Below are 21,732 nucleotides of genomic sequence, written 5' to 3' on the forward strand. Positions count from 1 at the left end.
AATGAACAACAATGACAATCAACCCAGAGAATTTGACGCAGTACTTGGTGGAGAAGCGCCACCTCCTGTTAGTGGTGTGGTTTTAGGAGGAATTGAAGGAGTTAAAAATCGGTTGCAAAGTTCGGTGGTTGAGGCGCGGGTTGCGGCGCTTTCTGAGGCGTTGAATTATGGGGATGTGGGTTTAGATTTAGTGATTGAGGCTTTGCAAGATTCTTCGCTTTATGTTCAGCGAAATGCTGTGAAAATATTGAAGTCAACTGGAGATTTGAAAGCGAAAGAAGCATTGCTACATTATGACTATAATTTGTTTTTTACTAAATTAGAAGATTGGGATAGCCAAGAAATCAATCATCAGACGAATACTGTTGAACAAGTTAGTAATGCGTATATCATAACAATTCCGTACAGTGGAAATGCACTAAATGAGCTTATTCTTAAAAAGCCTCATACTGGTTATATTGAAGCTTTACAATGCAAGTATGGAAGACATACTTCTGGAGATATTGTTATTAATGCATTGGTCAATGCTAAAGAAGAATTGAAAAATCTGAAAGCCTTGTACATTGGAGATATGCATGATTATGAATACAAGACTTCTGATGCAAGATTAAGTGACATGAGTCCTCTATTAAATGCTTATCCTCAATTAGAAGTATTACAAGTTCGTGGATTTGCATATGATTCTGATTCTGGTTTAGCTTTTAAACCATTACGACATGAAAATCTCAAATCTCTAATTCTTGAAACTGGTTACATGCTATGTAGTAAAATTATCGATCAAATTTGCCAGCTTGACTTGCCAAATCTTGAATATTTAGAATTATGGTTAGGTAATGATGAAAATTATTATCCACGACTTTACTCTCAATATGAGAATGAAGAGGATTTCCGTAGTAACATCGCATATTCGTCTCTTAGTAATTTAACACCAATTATTTCTGGTAAGGCTTTTCCTAAACTTAAATATTTAGGCTTACGTAGTACTAGCTATTCTAACGCGATCGCGGAAACAATAGTACAATCTCCGCTACTAGAAAACCTCGCAGTTCTTGATATTTCGATGGGGACTTTAAGTGATATAGGAGCAGAAGTTTTATTGAACTGTCCGAAAATAAATCAGCTGCATACCCTTAATGTATCAATGAATCTTTTATCTACCACAATGATTGAAAAATTATCCAATTTAAAATGCAGGGTAGTTGCAGAACCACAAGCTGACAGTGCAGAGTATCGCTACTACACTTTATCTGAATAAAGGGGAGATAAGAGAAAAAACAATGCTGAACTTTATCCTCATCGCCAACCCTGAAAATCGCCGTGTCGGTTTCTTCCAACAAGCACTAACTTATTTCAACTTACCACCAGCCACGGTAGTAGATTACGCAGATTTAATTTCCTGTAAACAAACTCTCGAACAATTCAATGCACCCAACACTATTATCCGCTTCGATTCTCCTGAGAAAAACTTTGATATTGATCGCGCAATCATCGCCGCAGGTTTCAATGTATCAGATAACGGACAACATCAACGCATCAGTCCCGGCGAAGCTATGAAATTAGAATTCGACAAAGGACGCATCCTCTACCCGCGACAGTGGTATTTAGGCTGGCGCTATCTCTTACAAACATGGGAAACCTTCTTTACCCCCCTCCTCGCTTGCGGGGAGGGGTTGGGGGTGGGGTACTTCATGAACCATCCCCAAGATATTGCTGTGATGTTTGACAAACCAGCTTGTCACGCAAGATTCAGCAATTACAATATTCCCGTACCTCGTTCTCTAGGTAAAATTCACAATTACGAGCATTTACGCGAACAAATGCAAACCCAGGGAATAGAACGAGTATTTGTCAAACTCTCTCACGGTTCCGCTGCTTCTGGAGTTGTTGCTTACCGCGCCAATTCGCGTTTTGAATCAGCTATTACCACCGTTGAACGAGTGCGGGAAAATGGGGAAACTCTGCTTTACAATTCCCGGAAAATTAGACACTACACCCACCGCGAAGAAATCGCCGATATCATCAACATTTTAACAGCAGAAGGCGTACAAGTTGAAGAATGGCTACCCAAAGCACATTTACAAGGATGCGGTTTTGATGTGCGCGTGGTGGTTATCAATGGTGAAGCACAACATATAGTTGTTCGCCTTGGTAAAAGTCCGATGACAAATTTACATTTGGGGAATGAACGGGGAGATACTGAGGAATTTTTAGCAAAAGTTGGTGCAGAAAATTGGGAGATGATGAAGCGAACTTGTGAACAAGCAGCCAGCTTATTTCCTCATAGTTTATATTGCGGAGTTGATTTACTGATTTTACCAGATTGGAAAACTCATGCGATTTTAGAGATTAATGCTTTTGGTGATTTATTACCGGGTATTTTGTGGAATGGGATGGATACTTATACGAGTGAAGTTAAGGCAATTTTGAAAATAACCGCAGAGGCGCAGAGAATATATGATTTGTAAGAATTTGCGTTGTCCAGATCCCCGACTTCTCAAAGAAGTTGGGGATCTAAATACCGATTCAATTAATGATCGTGATATATGGATTGTCGCAAAGGGCGGGGAGACCCCGCCCCTACGGGTGCATATGTTTATAAAACATAATTTTTTATGGCTATGTTAAATATGAATCAAATTGTTGGAAAGCATGATATTTTATTTATCACTATAGATACATTGCGTTATGATGTAGCTAAAAATTTACTCGCACAAGGACGCACTCCTAATTTAGAAAAAGTTCTACCAAACACAGGTTGGGAAGAACGCCATTCACCGGGAAATTTCACTTACGCGGCGCATCATGCGTTTTTTGCGGGTTTTTTACCCACACCCATAACACCAGGAATTCATCCCCGGATTTTTGCTTTAGGATTTGAAGGAAGTACCACCACAACTGATGAAACTTGTGTGTTATATAGCGCAAATATTGTTAGTGGATTAGCTGCTAAGGGATATCATACAGTTTGTATTGGGGGCGTTGGTTTTTTTAACAAACGCAATCCTTTAGGTAATGTAATTCCTGGGATGTTTGCTGAAAGTTACTGGAGTCCTGAGTTAGGTGTTACTCACCCCAAATCTACAGAAAATCAGGTAAATCTGGCGCGGGAGATTTTAGAGAAAACGCCACATAATCAACGAATATTTTTATTTATCAATATTTCGGCTTTGCATCAACCAAATTATTTTTACCTTCCCCATGCAAAAGATAAAATCGATACTATTGAATCTCACGCTGCTGCTTTGGAATATGTTGATAGTCAATTAGCTAATCTCTGGGATACTTTACGAAAAAGAAATTCTACTTTTTGCATTCTGTGTTCCGATCACGGGACAACTTATGGTGAAGATGGTTACACTGGACATCGACTTAGCCATCCTATGGTTTGGACGGTTCCCTATGCAGAGTTTATTTTATGAAAACTTGGAAAATTTATGATGATTAAAACCCAAAATACCCAATCCAAAATCCCAAATCTTAAATCCAAAATTTCTCAGTCTCCCTATCAAGCATACGTTTATTCTTATCCCCACAAAACAGCTTACCGTCCTTTCACTCCGCCAATATATCTTCCTCAACTTTGGACGCAGCAAGATAGACAAGCGCTGTTTCTTTACATCCACATTCCGTTTTGTGAAATGCGTTGTGGTTTCTGTAATTTGTTTACGACAGTCAGCCACAATGAAGATTTTATCAGTCAATATGTCGGCACGGTACAGCGACAGGCGCAACGGATGAAAGCTGTGTTAGGTAATGCGTCTTTTGCTAGGTTTGCTATTGGTGGGGGAACTCCGACGCAATTACCCATTCAGCATTTGGAAACTATTTTCGATATTGCGGAAAATACGATGGGTGCAAAGTTGCAGGAAATTCAGATTTCTGTGGAAGTTTCACCAGAAACCGCGACTGAGGAGAAGTTAAAACTGTTGCGATCGCACTTTGTTGATCGTGTTAGTATTGGTGTCCAAAGTTTCATCGACTCGGAAGTCTTAGCCACCCAGCGCCGTCAATCTACTACTCAGGTAGAAGCAGCCTTGACAAGGATAAAAGCCGCTGGATTTCCGACTTTGAATATTGACCTGATTTACGGTTTACCCGGACAAACTGTCGATACTTGGTTGCAATCAATACACGCTGCTTTGCGGTTTCAACCAGAGGAAATTTATCTATATCCATTATATGTGCGACCGTTAACAGGTTTAGGACGCACAGACCAAGAATGGGACGATATTCGTTTAGCTTGTTACCGCCAAGGGCGATCGCTTTTATTATCTCAAGGATATACCCAGGTTTCCATGCGGATGTTTCAACGAGTTAATCTTTCTCCCTCATCTCCCCCCTCTCCCGTCTACTGCTGTCAAGCTGACGGGATGGTTGGTTTAGGTTGTGGCGCACGTTCCTACACGAATACTTTGCACTATTCTAATGAGTATGCTGTGGGTGCAAAGGGAATCCGCGATATTTTGCAAGCATATATTCAAACACCGGATGAGTTATTTGAATACGCGCATTATGGTTTTCAATTAGATGCAGAAGAACAACGTCGGCGGTATATTCTGTTATCTTTACTTTCTCATGAAGGATTAAATTTGGTTGGTTATCGTCAGCGATTTGGTAGTGATGTGTACGCTGATTTCCCAGAATTATCAGAATTGCTGACGTTAAATTTAGCGATAAAAGATGAGGAGATTTTGCAGTTAACTGAATTTGGCATTGAACGTTCTGATACTATTGGCGCGTGGTTATTTTCTGATAAAGTTCAAAAATTAATGCATGGTTATGAATTGAAATGATATATAATTAAAACTCAAATAATTAATTATGCACCTCACCATCCTTTATCGTGGTTCTTTAATTAGTTGCAATTACGGCTGTGAATATTGCCCTTTTGCTAAACGCCAACAAACAGCCGCAGAATTATCTATCGATAAACAATCTTTAAAACGGTTTGTAGATTGGATTTCCCAACATCCCCAACATCAATTTTCTATTCTGTTTACTCCTTGGGGAGAAGCTTTAATCCATTCTTGGTATCAGGAAGCGCTGGTAAAATTAACCCATCTACCTAATGTTAATAAAGCCGCAATTCAAACTAATCTCTCTTGTCAGCTAGATTGGGTAGAGGAATGTAATAAAGATAAATTGGCACTTTGGGCTACTTTTCATTCTGAATGGGTGTCATGCGATCGCTTTTTACAAAAATGTCTCGCTCTCGACAACAAAAATGTTAAATTTAGCGTGGGAGTTGTGGGTTTCCCCAAATTTAAAGCAGAAATAGCTGCTTTACGTCATGAGTTACCATACCACGTTTATTTATGGATTAATGCTGTCAAAGCTGAATTGAATAATTTATCATCAGCAGACCGAGAATTCTTCCAATCTATCGACCCGTTATATGAATTAAATACTCATCATTATCCTAGCTTTGGGCGTGACTGTCGGGCGGGAAAATCAGTGTTTTCTGTTGATGGTGACGGGACAATGCGCCGCTGTCATTTTATTAAGGAACCCATCGGGAATATTTATCATGCTGACTGGGAAGCAGTTTTGTCTGACAAACCTTGTACTAATCAAACTTGTCATTGTCATATCGGTTATATTCATCTTGATTATTTAGAATTGCATAAAGTATTTGGTTCAGGAATTTTAGAAAGAATTCCTGATAATTGGGTTAACGTGAATTCGACGAGTGCTAATTGACCTCATCGCCAGTCTATTGGTGTCAACTTAACGTTAAACCCGCTTGCTGAGAACGTTTTACCCTCACCCCCAGCCCCTCTCCCCTGGGGAGAGGGGTGCAAAAATTGTAATTTTTCTGACTCCTCCCTCTCCTCGCAGGAGAGGGAGGTTGGGTGGGTGAGGTTTGTCCTAATTATTGTGTGAAAATGACTGGGCTTTAGATCCCCGACTTCTTTAAGAAGTCGGGGATCTTGGCGAACTAGGTCTCGATCGCACCTCTGACTAAAATTACTGTACTTTCCACACCAGAGGCGATCGCTTCTGGTATGTTACCTTGAATCGCTTGCTGTAATAATCCTTCCCGCGAAGCACCTAAAACTACTACATCGTAACCTTCGGTTTTCACTAGGTTAATTACACCTTGGGAAACGGAATCGGCTTTGACTGGGTAAGCAACTACAGTACTAGATAATTTGCGACGGCGAATTAGGTGGCGAATGGCTTGTTCTAAAACTGTCATGTCTGGTGCTAATTCCGAGGGTTTAAATACCCGTGTGAGGCGAATTTGCGGATCGTTTCCTAATGTCACTAAGGCGGGGAGTAATTTAATCGCCATCCTTGCGTTCGGCCCACCAGCCATTGGTACTAACCAGCGATTGAAAGTGTACTGACTGTTGATTGTTGACTGTTGACTGTTGATTGTTGACTGTTGACTATTACCCAATTTTACTAAGACGACATCGCAGGTGGCTTGGCGAATGATGGTATCGACAACTGTGCCAAAAATCCGTCCAGGGGTAGATGTGTTACCTTTCCAACCCATCAAGATTAAGTCGATGTGACGTTCGTTGATTGTTTCTAAAATTGCTTGGGCGACATCGTGGGCGACACGAATCTGTGTATGGAGGGGAATTTTCCACTTTTTGGCTAATACTTCCGCCTGTCTGAGTAAGCGGCGACTTTTTGCTGTCCTGACTTGGGTTTCGGTGGGGGAACTATGGCGCGATACTAAAATAATTTGTACACACTCTATTTCATAATGGCGATCGCGGGCAATGGCTGCGGCCATTTGTAATAATGTCCCTGCTGTCTCCGGATTCGCAACTGTGACTAATAATCTGCCTCTACCGATGTTTGGCGCTCGCGTTTGGTAAACTACATAAGATGGTTCTGGTTGCGGCCCGGTAGTGGCGTTCTCACAATTAAGATGATCTGCTTCAGCGCGGATAATATCTGCACGGGTAATAATCCCAATGAGTTTTCGTCCTTCCACTACTGGTAAACGACTAATTTGATAGCGATCGAGGAAATAAAGCACATTCCGCAAATTGTGTGTTGGTGTGACCGTAATTGGTTTGGAGGTCATCACTTCTCTAATCGCAGTCTCATTGGGTAAGTTGCGTTCCCTGATTTTGAGTAAGTCGGTTTGCGTAATAATTCCGACTAATTTTCCTTCCTCGACTACGGGAAAACCCCGATGATGGGAACGAGAGAATGCTTGGATGGCTTCATCAATAGTCATCTCAACATCAAGAGTTTCTACTCGTTGTTGCATCACCTCTTGGGCTGTTAACGTTGTCATTATGCCTTCTACAGGAACATTGTGAGCCAATGTAATGCCGTTTAATTTTAAAAGTTTTTCATACAGGGAACCTGGTACAACTTTCTCTGCAACTAAGTAAGAGGTTACAGATACGATCATCAAAGGTAGTACCAAGTTAAAATCTGTAGTCATTTCAAACACAATCACAATCGCCGTGATTGGGACTTTAGAAACGGCGCTAAAAAATCCCCCCATTCCGGCTAAGGCGTAGGTAGTGTAGGAACCTCCTCCCAAAAGTTGGGACTCAAACACACCGACAATATGACCTAAACAGGAACCCAAAATCAGGCTGGGAGCAAATAAACCTCCAGGTGCGCCAGAACCAAATGCTATCAAGGTAAGAAGGAACTGGGCGACAAATGCGATCGCAGCTAATACAGCATTCGCATCTCCGGTAATTAAATATTCTCGTAATCCTGTATTATCACGGAAAGAAGCAGGCAGGGTTGCCACAACACAACCAGATATAAACCCAGCTAAGGCTACTCTTAGCGGTAAACTGACATGTAATCTCCGATAAATTTTGATACTAAAAATTAGACCTTGAGTAAATAATGCCGCCAACAACCCCGCCAAGATACCCAAAAGTAAGAAAAAGGGAATTTCTGGGATCGAAAATTGGCTAAGAGATTCAGTCGGAGGCAAATTCAGGTCAAGACTACGGCCACCCAACAACCGAGATATCACCCCACCAATAAACGAGGCAATAATCGCAGTTCCGAGAGTTATTCCCGATAAATCTTGGAGTAACTCTTCCACAATAAACAATACGCCTGCGATCGGCGCATTAAAAGCAGCTGCCAAACCTGCACCCGCACCCGCAGCAATCATCTGTCGTCGGTGGTCGGGGGAAGTAGGAACCCAACGACTCATCCCAGCTGCCAAACCAGCCCCAACGTGAACAGTAGGGCCTTGTCGTCCGAGAGTCATACCCGAACCCAAAGCAATAATGGCACTGATTAACTTCACACCAGCCACACGCCAAGACAGCGCCATCGGCACATTTGCCAGGGTGGCTTTAACTTGAGGAATACCGCTACCCGACGCTTCCGGTGCTAAACGCTGTACCAAGCAGCCTGAGAGAAACCCAAAACCCAAGCCTACCAAGGGTAAAACCAGCCATGCTGGTAAAATATGGGTACTATGGACTCGCCATGTACCCAGCCATCCCGACCCCACTTTGAGAAATACCGCCGATAAGGCAGCAACAAGACCGATAACAGAAGCTTCTGCGATCGCTAAACCTCTTCTTGGCTGCCACAGTCTGCGAAAGCGCTGAGTCAGAACAGGAAGCGACATATAAATATAAGTATTAAATTATTGCTCAATAAAATCATAAGTTAGATTTAGTAATATTTCCTACCTATATCTATTAATAAATAGTCAGTTGTCATTAGTCATTGGTCATTTGTCAACAGTCAACAGTCAACCGTCAACAAATCCTATCTCCTCCGGATCTGACCTTGCCAGTTTATGCTTTGCTTGGCTGAACGTCCACCTAAAGAACGAGTTGCGACTACTTCAATATCAACGTTGACCCCAGGACTGAGGGCGGTGGCGGGAATTGGGAGTTTGCCTAAGGCGAGAATAAAACGATTATAATCACGGGTCACCAGTTCGGCAGGAATATCACCTTCATATACAGTACGGAAATCAGATAAGCCGGAAGAATTATCCTGTGCGCGGAATTTGACGCGAAACTGAGTTTGAAGGGCATGAGATTTTGCTGCTAAATCTACTATTTTTAAATTCAGATTTTGTTCTGCACCCGCAAATTCTGATACTGCTAAACGTGTCACATCCTTTTTAGCAATTGCATTATTCACAGTCAAGGTTGTCAAGTTAGCCTCAGTTTTGCTTGTACCGTCAACCCATAAATCTTCCCCAAAAGTAATTTCAACTTGTTTATTGTCATTTAAATTCAGTGTTGCCACCTGACCAGCAAAGCTGGTTATCGGTTGCCTATCTTGCCAAACCAGTTGAAAAGTCCCTTCTAATCGTTGTTCAAATTCTCGGTATTCATCTGCGATCGCCGAACCAGGCGCAAGTAAGGAAGTTGCTCCCCTCCTGATATTCCACTTATTCTTGGAAAGATTGAATTGCTTAAGAGTCAGTTCCGAAACTGCTGTTTGTAAAGTGGGAATATCACCAGCCAAGGATTCTTTACCTTTGACAATACTTAAGATTCCTAAGCTACCTCGGTTACCATTACTACCATCATCGCCAGTGCGCCCATCTCTACCATCATGACATCTATAAGTCTTTTCCTTACACTTATAATCTGCGCTACCAGGAGTTCCTGTACAAGTTTTAACTTCCCATTCTCGGCGGCGACAATTACAACCTAGACCACCGTTAGCACCGCGACCACCGCGACCACCTTCGCCGCCAGTTGCACGGACGGAAATTTTCCGTAAATCTGCCAAGTTACTGTAATAGACAGTCAGGGAACCACCATTTCCCCCATCTCCACCTTTCCCACCATCACCGCCCGCACCGCCATCTGGTGCTTGGATATCGTGGGTCTCATTGTCTGGTTGATGACCACAGTGAGGGCGATCGCCTCTTTGACCATCTTCACCATCCTCACCATTTTGACCTGATAAATCGAGATTTACAGGTGAACCATCGACAAAAATAGTTTGGCTTTGACCATTGCGACCACTTCTACCAGATCGCCCATCGCTTCCTTTGCTACCATCTGTGCCATAATCTCTACTTGTTCTACCGTAATCTTCATGGGCAGATGCAGAACAGAAAACCGATCCCGAGGCAGGTAAAAAGCTAGTAAATAGGCAGAATGTCAATAACAGTGGCAACTTATTAAAAAAACGCTTATCCATCTATAAATATATTCAATATTCGTCACTATTTCTCTATATGACGTTAATTTGCAGTATTTTGCTCCCGATTAGCCAATCGTGCTGGATAGGAATTTTTGGGAAAAGAGACTCAGGTGCGATCGCATCTACAGAAAGGTCGTTAATGAGTCTTTGAACTCCGTTAATCAGGCTTTGAACTCCGTTAATCAGGCTTTGAACTCCGTTAACCAGTCTTTGAACTCCGTTAATCAGGCTTTGAACTCCGTTAATCAGGCTTTGAACTCCGTTAATCAGGCTTTGAACTCCGTTAACGAGTGTTTGAACTCCGTTAATGAGTCTTTGAGCTTCGTTAATCAGGCTTTGAGCTTCGTTAATCAGGCTTTGAACTCCGTTAATCAGGCTTTGAACTCCGTTAACGAGTGTTTGAACTCCGTTAATCAGGCTTTGAGCTTCATTATCTTCTGTAGTGCGAGCATCTTGCTCGCTTTTGAACCTGATTAACCAGGAATTAAGTTTCATTATCTTCCGTAGTGCGAGCATATTGCTCGCTTTTGAACTGATTAACCAGGAATTACAGCCATTTTCAGGTAAATATACCACGCTCTCAGGGCACAGCAGTGCTGTGCCCCTACGATAGATGTGGTGCAAATAGGTGAAAACTGCTGTAAGCTTCATTATTTTCCGTAGTGCGAGCATGTTGCTCGATGAATGAACTCATTAACCAGGAATTAAGCTTCATTATCTTCCGTAGTGTGAGCCGAAAAGCTCAATGAATGAACTCATTAACCAGGAATTAAGCAAATTGGGATGCTTCCATCAGCAAAGCCCATTACTACACGCGAAACATAAAAACTACTCAATAGCTGTAAATTTACTAACCGTAATTTTGTTACCCACAAAACCAATTAATGTGCAATATCCCCCAGACAATTGATTCTTCCAGTAATCAATATATTGCCAACGCTGTTCTGGCTTTAATTTAAAATCAAGTTGATTTGGGTATCCATATTTAGGATCATAGTTTGCATCTATACGCATTGGCCCATCACAGGCACATCCATTTGGGCCGCATTTCTCGCCGTTTGCGGCAGATTCTATCTCAGTAAAAAACTGAGTAATAGTCTGCAACGGTATTGTTGAACAAGAGTTTTGTTTAACAGCAATCACTTTGTCATCTTTAATTTCTACCTCTTGCTGGCAATTGTTGAAGGTAGAATAATTGAGAGTTAAACGATAATGTGTAATATTTTGTGCAGTCCACTTTTTCTTAGCTGCTGCAAGTTCATGTGTAGAAGTCTTTGAGAATAATGTCCGGTTAGCAAAAATTGCAATTCCACTACTTAAAAATAAGGTAATAATCAGTGCCCATCCTAGATAAGGTTTATTGATATCAGCCATATTTTTTTATCTATATCTTTCATCTCGAAATATTTTCGCTGTTCAGATTGTCAGTACTTCTTTAACTTAACTAGTTTGACCTATATAGGAGTAGTACCCTTGAGGGTGATATATGTAGCCAGATTTTAGAGAAAAGGTATTATAGCTGTTGACTGTTGACTGTTGACTGTTACTCTGACAAATGACCAATGACGAATGACAAATGACGAATTAACCAAAAAAAATGGCTCTGTGTTAACACAGAACCACTAAAAATTCGCAAAACCGTTATCTATTAACGGGCCATACCTTGAGCCGAAGCTGCATCAATCGGTTTCATGAGGTAAAGCCTTAGCATCTGCCAACCAAGAGAGGTGTAAATTGGTAGCTTTTGGAAGAATTGCAGGAATTTTGGAGTTTTGGAATTGGCGATCGCACTCAATTTTGCCATCTTTTCCACACAATCATCCAAGCGTTGATAGAATTCTGGATTTTCAACATCCAGCATCAACGGGAAAACTCTGCCTGCGGTTTCATTAGTCTTTTTAATGACATAGATGTCGTATTCCCGTGCATCCAGTCCAATAGAAGCGTAAAAGTCTTTGCGCTGGATGTCATTGAGATACATGGTTACAAATACTGACAACAGGAAGAAACGACTCCAGAGCCTTGCTTTCCAATCATTCAACATTTGTGGTTGTGATTTCATGATTGCATCGAAGAAATCACCATGACGGTTTTCGTCCTGACACCAGTTTTCAAAGAACCGGAAAATCGGATAAATCCGGTCTTCTGGATTTGCTTCTAAATGACGATAAATGGTGATATACCGCCAATAACCAATTTTTTCTGAAAGATAAGTTGCGTAGAAAATAAATTTCGGCTTAAAGAAGGTATAAGCCCGACTTTTTGTCAAAAACCCTAAATCTAAGGAGAGATTAAAGTCTGACATTGCTTTGTTCAAGAAGCCTGCATGACGTGCTTCATCCCGTGACATCAAGTTGAAGCATTCTGCCAAAACTGGGCTTTTGTCTTTTAAGCGCCGTCCGAGTTCTTTGTACAGCAAAAATCCGGAGAACTCGGCTGTACAGGAACGTTCTAGAAATTCAACGAACAAACGGCGAGTTTCCCCATCAATATGATCCCAGGATTGTTCAAACTCGGCATCCCGAACAAAATGATGGCGGTTGTAGTCTGCACGAAACTCTTCGAGAATGGCTTTTAACTCGTCTTCGTTGACGGAGATGTCCATCCGCGCCATTTCATCAAAGTCGGTGGTGTAAAACCGGGGTGTTAACAGTGTTTCTTTTGCCGGGATCTTGATCCCTGGGCGCAATTCTTCAAAGCCTGGTTTTTTGAGGGAATCTACCATGTCTTAATTTCTCTTTTGTCTTTATTATCTTGAGTACACCAGAAAACTGGCGCAACGAGATGACAATAAACCATTAGTATAAAATTCAGTCTACCAAGTTGCTGGATCAAAACCTGTAGAAGAAACGTTAAGAGTTGCAACAATACTTCAATTTTGCTGGAACCCAGAATCGGCGATCGCTAGTCTACTGTCATACGAAAGAGCAGATCTACCCCTAGTGCGATCGCACAAGCCCAAATTGTGGAAACAGTAAAATTTTTGTATAACAACCATAGTAAAAAATTATAGATGAGTAATTATTCAGATAAGCTGCGCATAGGCTGGGAGCGACTCCAAAAAGCTGGCAACGACGCAGAATTACTGGGTTGCGCTTTGGTTAGTTTTCACGGTGCTTTGGCAGACTATTTTCGGGACTGGCTAGCCGCAAATTCTGCTGTTGAGATGGAAACTCGTTACAAACTGCTAGACCGACAAGTAGTAAACTGGCAAGAGTTAATCGATTTGATGCAACACTATGGCAATCTCAACTACGAGGCGCGTTCTCGGATCTTCAATGCCAATAGACTCTGTCATGAGGTTGCTCACGGTAATCGATTCGGTGGAACACGGGCTGATGTGGAAGAATATGGCAAATTTGTGCAAAAACTGATTGCTAATCCCTATGCAGTGTATTCACCAAAGAGTAACGCTACCAGCTATATGCATACAAATGCATATCAAGTCAATAGTTTATCTGAGGTATTGAGAGAGGAAATTAATCGTAGCAATAACAATCCTGTTCTTACTTCTTATTTATTGTGTGCAGTTGGTTTTGTGGGAATCGGCGGACTGCACCGTTTATACAATGGCAAAATCTTCACAGGTTTTTTGTGGCTATTTAGCGGTGGTTTATTTGGTGTAGGTCAGTTCGTAGATTTGTTTCTCATTCCGCGAATGGTAGAAGACTACGAACAAAAACTCAGAGACAAAGCAGGGCTATCTCCCTTGGGTGTACCGCTACACCAGCCAGTAGTTGCAACTTCAACTTATCGCCCTAGCGGTAACCAACTCATTGTTAAACTCATCGAAGCCGCAGAGAGAAATGGTGGTACTCTCACTGTCACCCAAGGTGTGAAAGCAACGGGGGTCAGCTTTGCTGAAGTGGAAAAAAACCTCAAGGAGATGTTCAAATCAGGTTATGTAAGAATAGATAACGACCCCATTACTGGAGCCGTCACCTACCATTTTCATGAGCTTTAATTGTCAGTTGTCAGTTGTCTAAAAACTAATGACAAATGACCAATGACAAATGACCAATGACTAATTTCTACCTAGCCACTTTTGACCATTCAAGCGTTGCACCAAACCAAATACCAGCAAGTCAAGAGTGATTTTCCGTTCATCAATTAAGAAGGACTCAAGAGTGCTAGGTTTTTTACCTTCATTACAAGAAAATCCCTTTTTTCCTTGAATATCTTCATCAGGAAAATAAAGGTTAAACTGGCGCAAACCGTTTTGCCAACTACCTATAAGTTGGTAGCATTCTTGTGCTGATTCAAAGCCAGTGATGGGAAACTTTTGTTTCGCAAAAGATAGCTGTAAATCTGACACTCCTTGCTGTGTAATAGCCTTTTGCACAGCTGGCAAGTATTCTTGCTGTATGAACTCTACAAAGGGCTTATCTTCCACTGCTGGGGCTTTTTCCTTTTTGGCTGCTGCTTTGGCGGCGGGTTTTTCTTCTCCATCTGCTTTAGCAGCGGGTTTCTCGCGCTTGGGGGGTACAGCAGCAGCTTTGGCAGCATTCGGGTTAGTTTCTGGGTTTGCTGCTTTGGGATCTGGCGTGTTGGCAGTAGGGAGGCTTGTCGCTACTGGTTCGTCAGTGGTGGGAGCTACCTCTCCCGCTGGATTTTGATTGGTTTCGTCTGCCATTGCTCAGGTCAATCCTTTATCTAGCTTTCAGAGCGATCGCTCACCTTATGGTATTAGTTACTTTCATTTTGGCATAGGAGAGCTTCGCTATAGCTAGCAAACATAATTTCCTAGCCATAGTCAATATTCAATCTCCAGCAACCATTATTTGATAAGATTTTTCGATACTTACTATAGCAATCTTACCTGAGTGAGAATAATTATTTTTACCAAACCGCCAAGTACGCCAAGTACGCCAAGGGACGGGAGATGAGGGAGACAAGGAAGACAAGGGGGAAAAGGGAGACAAGGGAGATCAACAATTCAAAATTCACGCATTTTACCCTGTTCCCTTTTACAAATGACTAATGACTAATGACTAATGACTAATGACTTAAATCGCATTTTTGATATCATTAACTAATTCATCAATTCTCGATTGTGTGGTGTTCCAAGAACACATAAAACGGACTCCTCCGACACCAATAAATGTATAAAACTGCCAGCCTTTTTGTTTTAAGATGTGAATTGCCTGTTCGGGTAGTTTAGCAAAAACAGCGTTGGCTTCTCTAGGAAACATCATTTCTACGCCATCTATGTTCAATAATTTATTTTCTAAATAGGCAGCACATTGATTTGCATGACGGGCATTTTTTAGCCAAGCTCCAGTTTCTAATAAACCTAACCACGGGGCAGAAATAAACCGCATTTTTGATGCTAGTTGCCCTGCTTGTTTGCAACGATAATCAAAATCTTCGGCTAAAGCTTTGTTAAAGAAAATAATCGCTTCGCCTAAAGCCATACCATTCTTTGTGCCACAAAAACATAGCACGTCTACACCAATTTTCCAAGTAATTTCAGCAGGGCTTTGATTTAATGCGGCGACTGCATTGGCAAACCGAGCGCCATCCATGTGGATTTTTAAGTTATATTGGCGAGCAGTTTCTTTAATACTTAAAAGTTCGTCTGGTGTATATAACGTTCCTAATTCGGTTGCTTGGGTAAGGCTAATTACTTTTGGTTTGGGATAATGAATATCAGTGCGTTTAGTTACCAGCGTCTCTATAGCTTCTGCTGTTAACTTGCCATTTTCACCTTTAGCTAGTAGTAATTTAGAACCGTTAGAAGCAAATTCCGGTGCGCCACATTCATCTGTTTCTATGTGGGATGTTTCATGACAGATGACACTGTGATATGACTGACAAAGTGCAGCTAAAGATAGGGAATTGGCGGCTGTACCATTAAAGGTGAAAAATACTTCGCAATCAATTTCAAAAAGTTCGCGAAAATAATCGGTTGCTTTTTGCGTCCATTCATCGTTTCCATAGGCGGGAGCGCTACCTTGATTAGCTTGCAGCATGTACTCCCAGGCTTCGGGACAAATCCCAGAGTTATTATCACTAGCAAATTGTTCTGACTGGTTATTTTTAATTTTGACTGACATTTTGTATAATTTAATATGGTTTAGTTCCAACTGTAATTATTAATCTTAACAATTTTTCTTCTATCCCTCTAGCATCTTGTTCATATTGCTGGACGATTAACGCGCATCAATTTTTCTTTTAACCTTGTTTCAGCAGAAATCATTTCATGGATATGAGTTGCTAATTGTTCAAAATCTGGGTCTTCTGTACAGACAATTATGCCAGCATGGTTTGGTTGTAAACGATGCAATCGGATAAAATCGCGACGATTACGGGTCAAAACTGCTCGCTCATTTCTTGTGGCGAACATTAATACATCTTCATCAGGAATTTTCAGATTTGCATTTCCTGCTTCCCTAGCTGTTAAGACATCGTGACCGAACGCGCGAAGAAATTCCACCACTGGTAATGGAAAGTTTTCATCTGTATAAAGAGGTGCCAATTTTCAATATTCCAGATTTTCTAGCATTACTTCCTCATTTTCTCTGATTGCTTGTTCAATTTCTTCTGGGTTTGCATCTGCATAAGCCCAAGCGTTTACTAAGTCAGCAGCAGTAAGATGGGGAAATGCTTCTAAAATGCGAGCATCACTCATTCCTAAACGACGGTCATTTACTAGTGACCAAACTGGAATGCGAGTGTTAGCAATACAAGCATCTCCACCACACACGCCGATAGTTTTGGTAATTCCTAGTGAGCCATTACTTAAAGTTTTAGTCAATATTTGTATGGCTTCGGCTTTTTCAGTTGCATTTAATGCTTGCAGTTGTGTTACTAATTCTTGTCGTGTCATAATTTAGCTTGGCTTTATTATAAATTTTATCTATATATAGCGCTTCTGGTTTGGATGTAATACAAAATTATATCGTCGCATGTAGGGAACACTGCCGTGCCCAAAAGAGTGTATTGGACTCAACCGATAACCGCTATAATAATTGAATTTATCCAAAACTGCTGTAGAGACGTTTCATGAAACGTCTCTACAATCAGATTTGTTGCCTGATTTTTTCAACTTAGTATTTAATTGTCCAAGGTGCTTTACCCTCAGAGGATGTTTGAAAAGTATTTTTGGTAACATCTAAGCCTCAAAAACCTAACCCCCCATTCCCTTGTAGGGAAGCAGGGCTGTTTCATTCCCTCAAAGGCTCATAATGTCAAGGGTTATGTTTCGCAATCGCGCGAATTTTCTAGGCGAAAATTTGATTTTCCTGGGTTGAAATGTAGGTTTTCTCTCACTTCTATATCAAAAAAACATCGCCAATGATATTGACAAATTACGCCTCATTATCGAATGAAACAGCCCTGCTTGTAGGGAAGGGGGGTTTCAAAGCCTCTCTCCTTGCAGGAGAGAGGTTTGGAGAGAGGTTTTTAGTATAGATTTTGACTTTTCAAACAACCTCTCAGCAATAACACACCCTAATTCTAAAATTAAATTACGAATTACGAATTAATTCTATTCCCAGTGATGAAATTCATCATTGGTATTGCGCAATAAAGAACTAATTTGGGCGCGGCGAGTTTCAAAGTTAGCAGCGATAGAAATTAAGACTATCCCTACGAACAAACCAACAACCCATTTTAAAAATGGATAACGCAAGCTAAAAATTACTAGTTGGTTAATACTAGTAAATAAAAATGCGGCTGTACCAATGTAGAGAAATGCTCTGATGCGCAGTCCTAATCCAGCAAAAATGGTAATTAAGCTGAAAATTCCGGGTATTAAGGCGGTATCTTGATTAAAAAACACTGCCCAGCCGCAAATCAATCCACTGCCAAGCATCCTTAAACTGTGGCGAGCTTCTTTACCTTCTGGTAGCCTGAGTAGGGGATCTATTTGGGCAATATATAGTAAGGATAAACCAATTACTGTGGCATACCACAAACCATCATTGAGGCGGAAGTCTGAGAAGATGCGAAATAGTGCCCAATCAATTAAAGCGACGCTGATATAGGTAAAGCGGATGTTGTCTTCAATTTTGGCAAGGAAGATATAGTAACAAGCCGCGATCGCTAAAGTTATGGGGTAAACTTTCAGGCTGGTTTCGGCTAAAATTATCAATGGGATAATATACGCGGCGTTTTGCCAAGGTCTTTTTGACCATCCCCAATCCTCCCAAGGTAAAATGTAGAGAAAGTAGGCGAAGACACAGGAGATAGCAGCATTCCAAGGTACTAATACATGACTGAGAAGATGCTCGACAATTGTCCCTCGCCAATATATTCTCAGGGCGGCTAGCTGTAATAAACCAAGATAAACCCATATCTCTGCTATGGTAATGTTACCCATAATTTGGGTAGAAGCAGTGATATTCCTGCCTTGAAATATCGCATACTGAATCAAGACAATCCCTGTACCCAAACCTAACAGGCGATTCACGGCGATAGGCGCAATAATTCCAGCGAGTAATAACAAACTACTCCAAGCCCAGTGAAGATGGGCGATAGTTTTTAATTCCCTTGGAGTCAGACGCAAATAATCCCCTACCCAAGGTGATAAAATCCGGTAGGCGTACATAATGCCTGTACCCAAAGCCGCCATTGCAATTAATGCATCACCATAAGCACCGCCTTTGGCTTGCGACATCTGGTAAAACAACAATTCATAAGCAGAAAGGGAAACACCCACGATTCCCAAATACAGCAGGGGTTGGAATTTTTCAGTTCTGCGCCCCACACCAATGAAAATTAAAGCTACGCCCAGAGAACATAAGCCTGTCCAACTTTCAAAGGTATCTAAGCGGAGGATGACACTTAAGAGTGCGTATGCCAATGGGAGAATATGCAGACTGGTGAGACGATTTAATTGATAACGTCGTCGCCACCATTCTCCCAGAAGTTCCGCGCTTAAACCTAAGGCAATATTGGCGATCGCCATATTCACTGTCGAACGTCCCCAAAAGCCGAGGATTTCTGCTACCAGTAGTTCCATGCACCAACCAATAGCATAAAACGCCCAGTTATTAGGTTCGCGCCAACTGCGATAGACAATACCAGTTAAAGTAATGGTAATACTAGTTAAATATAAAACTCCTGGTGTCTGAAATTTCTCGTACACAGCGAGGGAATGGACTGTAAGTAAGAATAACTCTAGACTACATAATGCGATCGCCCATTTATCACTAGCGGCGGCATAAATCCTTGCTAGTTCGTTATTTTGGCGGATTAAAACTGCACGCCCTAACCATAAACTTAAAGTAGCGATCGCCCCGACCAACAACCAACCCATTACACTTAAATGGGGTAATCCGGGTATTCCTTCCCATAACAGCGTGCCGATAAAACCCAGTCCAAAACCCAGGGTAATTGCGGCTGTAATTTCGTATCTTAAATAACTGGTATTGACATACATCAACGCCGCAGCTACTGCTAAACCAATTAATCTTATCCCTGGTAGCTGTATAGTTAGTAACTGAGCTAATCCTAAAGATATAACACTCAAGGTAGTATTAATCGTGCGTTCTTCTCGATGGCTACGGCTAGCAATACCTGTGAGAGTTAAAGGCGTAACTAACCAGATGATTCCCCACTGGTGCTGACTTTGAACAACACCAGACCAAGATGATGCTGTATTTCCCCAAAGTAAAATGAAACTAGTAGCGGCTAATCCTAAACCAATATGCCATGAACTCAGTCGCCAAATTCCCGGAGTGAGACTTAATCCCCACTCTGCTACCATCAAAATTAACAAAATACTTGCCCAGAATTCCCTACCCAAAGTTGGGAATAGCCAATTCACAGTTGAGCAAAGCGTCAATACTCCCATGATATGAGTCAGATAGGGCAAGGGAGAAGATTCTCTTTGTCTGGGAAAGCGGCGTTTGGTAATGACAAGCAGGGTGATGGTAGATAATAGTAAATTGAGCGATCGCAATATAGGATTTACGAGAGCGATCGTAGTTAACACAGTTCCCAATATTAGCGTCAGCGCATCACCACATAGTACCAAATCTCGCTTTTGCGCCCGATAAAAACGATTTGTCAGCGCCACCATCAAAATGAGGTAGGGAAACAAAGCAATACTCAGCAACGCCCCAGGTTGATTTTGGGAATTAGTTAATTGCGTACCAAATGCGATCGCTTGTGCTTGAATATTTGCAGGTACTAACCGCCAACCTAACCAAATCGTCTGTAAGCCAATAACAAATACTCCGGCGAAATCAGTCTGTAAACTATACCTCTGCAAGCGACTACCCACAAACTGCAAACTTAACCCACTCACAGCTATTGCTTGCCAAGGATAATTTGTGACTGCAACCAACCAACCTAAGAATAGTACAATACTGCCTAGTCTTTCCCAAATGATGAAGGATGGGGAGACGCGAGGACGCGGGGACGAGGAGAATTCTGTCCCCGCGTCCCCGCGTCCCTTGATCTCCGTGTCTTCTTCCCGCATCTCTCGCTGTGCTAACCAAGTCATTAACCAGCCGCAAATCCCAATCGCTAACCCTAGCTGAGTAACATCTACGTTGACAATAAAAATTGCCCGCACTAATAGCACGATTAAGGCATAAATAATCACGGCAGCAGGTAAATTAATACCTACACTAATGCGGCTACTACCTTCACTAGCTGAAGTATCTGGGGTTTTCTGACGGCGGTAGCGATTGTGATAAATAGTAATAATAGTTGTGCCGATCATTGCCAAGTACACGGCAATTAAGGGAAAGTTCGGTAATTTCCAACCCCATTGTAAGAAAGATAACCCCAGAATATTGATTAGCAGTAACTTATCGGTGCGGACATTAATAAAAAATAGGCGATTACTGAAAAGTAAAACAGTCATCACTGTTAGGGTAGGAGCTGCGATCGCCACTGTGATCCAATCTAAAGGATTGTGCCACAGTTTAAAACTGTCCATTGCCCAAAAATTAACCGGTACTAACAACAGAGTCACCAGCAGCAATGTTTGCGCCGTTAATCTTAGGTTGTTTTGTTTCGCCGCCCAAAAGCCGAAACCCCAAAAACTTAAAGTATAAGCAAATAAAACCCCATACTGTCCCGAAGCCGGAAACTTTTCCCACTGACTAGCAGCTAGTACCCCAGAGGATACCACTACTAAAAATACTCCTAAAAACAGCAACCAGCGGACACTCAATTCCTCACCCAAAGACTGCAACATTGTGGTGAAGAAGTTGGGTTTTGCTGGTTCAACTGGTAACTTACTGCTAGGCGATGGTATAGAAGTTACCTGTAACATCTCTACAGGTAATGGTTTCACAGGATCAGCAGTTGCTTTAACTCTCTGAGGGTTCAATACCATCGGACACACCAGAAACTCTCGGCAAATTTGCCTTACTTGGGTATCCGATATCAAACCTAAACGCAACCATAAATCCAGTCCCTCCAATAGCTGAGGATGGGAGGATGACAACTTAACTTCAATTTTGAGCGGGCGATCGGGTAACATACACCGCATCCGTATAAGGATATATTTTTATCAAATCTTGCATAAAATATATTGTGGCTGTATATGTGCCACTTAATTCACTTAACCAATACTCAGTAAGCCTACGATCCGGGAAGACCAAAAGATAAGTTCACTTATTAATTGTTAACAGTTGACTGTTG

Annotated in this window: 16 protein-coding genes; 6 read left to right on the plus strand and 10 right to left on the minus strand. The window is 41.6% G+C overall.

Features of this window, described 5'->3' with window-relative positions:
• The first annotated feature begins 1 nt into the window (after position 1).
• The 5 genes from AACU32_RS19985 to AACU32_RS20005 all read left to right on the plus strand — a co-directional run bounded on the left by AACU32_RS19985 (position 2) and on the right by AACU32_RS20005 (position 5,700).
• A complete protein-coding gene (locus AACU32_RS19985; RefSeq protein ID WP_096602604.1) occupies positions 2-1,255 on the plus strand; it encodes a HEAT repeat domain-containing protein in 1,254 nt (417 codons plus the stop codon).
• A gap of 22 nt (positions 1,256-1,277) precedes the next feature.
• On the plus strand, positions 1,278-2,465 hold the full coding sequence (locus tag AACU32_RS19990) for an STM4014 family protein (RefSeq protein WP_096602606.1): 1,188 nt from the start codon (positions 1,278-1,280) through the stop codon (positions 2,463-2,465).
• A gap of 162 nt (positions 2,466-2,627) precedes the next feature.
• Positions 2,628-3,419, plus strand: coding sequence for an STM4013/SEN3800 family hydrolase (locus AACU32_RS19995; protein ID WP_339378110.1), 792 nt, complete (start codon positions 2,628-2,630; stop codon positions 3,417-3,419).
• Between the two features lie 15 nt (positions 3,420-3,434).
• On the plus strand, positions 3,435-4,793 hold the full coding sequence (locus AACU32_RS20000) for an STM4012 family radical SAM protein (protein ID WP_339378111.1): 1,359 nt from the start codon (positions 3,435-3,437) through the stop codon (positions 4,791-4,793).
• Positions 4,794-4,821: 28 nt separating this feature from the next.
• Positions 4,822-5,700, plus strand: coding sequence for an STM4011 family radical SAM protein (locus AACU32_RS20005; RefSeq protein ID WP_096602612.1), 879 nt, complete (start codon positions 4,822-4,824; stop codon positions 5,698-5,700).
• Between the two features lie 238 nt (positions 5,701-5,938).
• Here the strand turns inward: AACU32_RS20005 and AACU32_RS20010 are convergent, their stop codons facing one another.
• The 5 genes from AACU32_RS20010 to acsF form a co-directional block, all read right to left on the minus strand.
• The gene (locus AACU32_RS20010) at positions 5,939-8,581 is read right to left on the minus strand and encodes a chloride channel protein (protein ID WP_096602613.1); all 2,643 of its coding nucleotides are present in this window, start codon (positions 8,579-8,581) and stop codon (positions 5,939-5,941) included.
• Positions 8,582-8,724: 143 nt separating this feature from the next.
• Positions 8,725-10,125 (minus strand): hypothetical protein, encoded by a 1,401-nt coding sequence (locus AACU32_RS20015; protein WP_096602615.1) that lies wholly within the window; start codon positions 10,123-10,125, stop codon positions 8,725-8,727.
• A 33-nt stretch (positions 10,126-10,158) separates the two neighbouring features.
• Positions 10,159-10,623 (minus strand): hypothetical protein, encoded by a 465-nt coding sequence (locus AACU32_RS20020; RefSeq protein WP_339378112.1) that lies wholly within the window; start codon positions 10,621-10,623, stop codon positions 10,159-10,161.
• Positions 10,624-10,956: 333 nt separating this feature from the next.
• The gene (locus tag AACU32_RS20025; RefSeq protein ID WP_096602619.1) at positions 10,957-11,502 is read right to left on the minus strand and encodes a DUF6174 domain-containing protein; all 546 of its coding nucleotides are present in this window, start codon (positions 11,500-11,502) and stop codon (positions 10,957-10,959) included.
• Positions 11,503-11,776: 274 nt separating this feature from the next.
• Positions 11,777-12,853 carry a magnesium-protoporphyrin IX monomethyl ester (oxidative) cyclase gene (gene acsF / locus AACU32_RS20030; RefSeq protein WP_096602621.1) on the minus strand — a complete coding sequence of 359 codons (1,077 nt, stop codon included), beginning with the start codon at positions 12,851-12,853 and terminating at the stop codon, positions 11,777-11,779.
• A gap of 699 nt (positions 12,854-13,552) precedes the next feature.
• Between acsF and AACU32_RS20035 the strand changes: the two genes are divergently transcribed.
• Entirely contained in the window at positions 13,553-14,092 is a 540-nt protein-coding gene (locus tag AACU32_RS20035) for an NINE protein (RefSeq protein WP_096608085.1), read from the plus strand.
• Between the two features lie 60 nt (positions 14,093-14,152).
• Here AACU32_RS20035 and AACU32_RS20040 read toward each other — a convergent pair whose 3' ends face one another.
• The 5 genes from AACU32_RS20040 to AACU32_RS20060 form a co-directional block, all read right to left on the minus strand.
• Positions 14,153-14,761 (minus strand): DUF2996 domain-containing protein, encoded by a 609-nt coding sequence (locus AACU32_RS20040; RefSeq protein WP_096602622.1) that lies wholly within the window; start codon positions 14,759-14,761, stop codon positions 14,153-14,155.
• 373 nt (positions 14,762-15,134) lie between these two features.
• Positions 15,135-16,184 carry a threonine aldolase family protein gene (locus AACU32_RS20045; protein WP_096602624.1) on the minus strand — a complete coding sequence of 350 codons (1,050 nt, stop codon included), beginning with the start codon at positions 16,182-16,184 and terminating at the stop codon, positions 15,135-15,137.
• Positions 16,185-16,264: 80 nt separating this feature from the next.
• The gene (locus AACU32_RS20050; RefSeq protein ID WP_096602626.1) at positions 16,265-16,606 is read right to left on the minus strand and encodes a DUF5615 family PIN-like protein; all 342 of its coding nucleotides are present in this window, start codon (positions 16,604-16,606) and stop codon (positions 16,265-16,267) included.
• 3 nt (positions 16,607-16,609) lie between these two features.
• Positions 16,610-16,957 carry a DUF433 domain-containing protein gene (locus AACU32_RS20055; RefSeq protein ID WP_096602628.1) on the minus strand — a complete coding sequence of 116 codons (348 nt, stop codon included), beginning with the start codon at positions 16,955-16,957 and terminating at the stop codon, positions 16,610-16,612.
• A gap of 660 nt (positions 16,958-17,617) precedes the next feature.
• Entirely contained in the window at positions 17,618-21,571 is a 3,954-nt protein-coding gene (locus AACU32_RS20060) for a DUF2157 domain-containing protein (protein ID WP_445223185.1), read from the minus strand.
• Positions 21,572-21,732 lie beyond the last annotated feature (161 nt).

Origin of the sequence: Calothrix sp. NIES-2100, assembly GCF_963875285.1 — a bacterium.
Lineage (GTDB): Bacteria > Cyanobacteriota > Cyanobacteriia > Cyanobacteriales > Nostocaceae > Aulosira.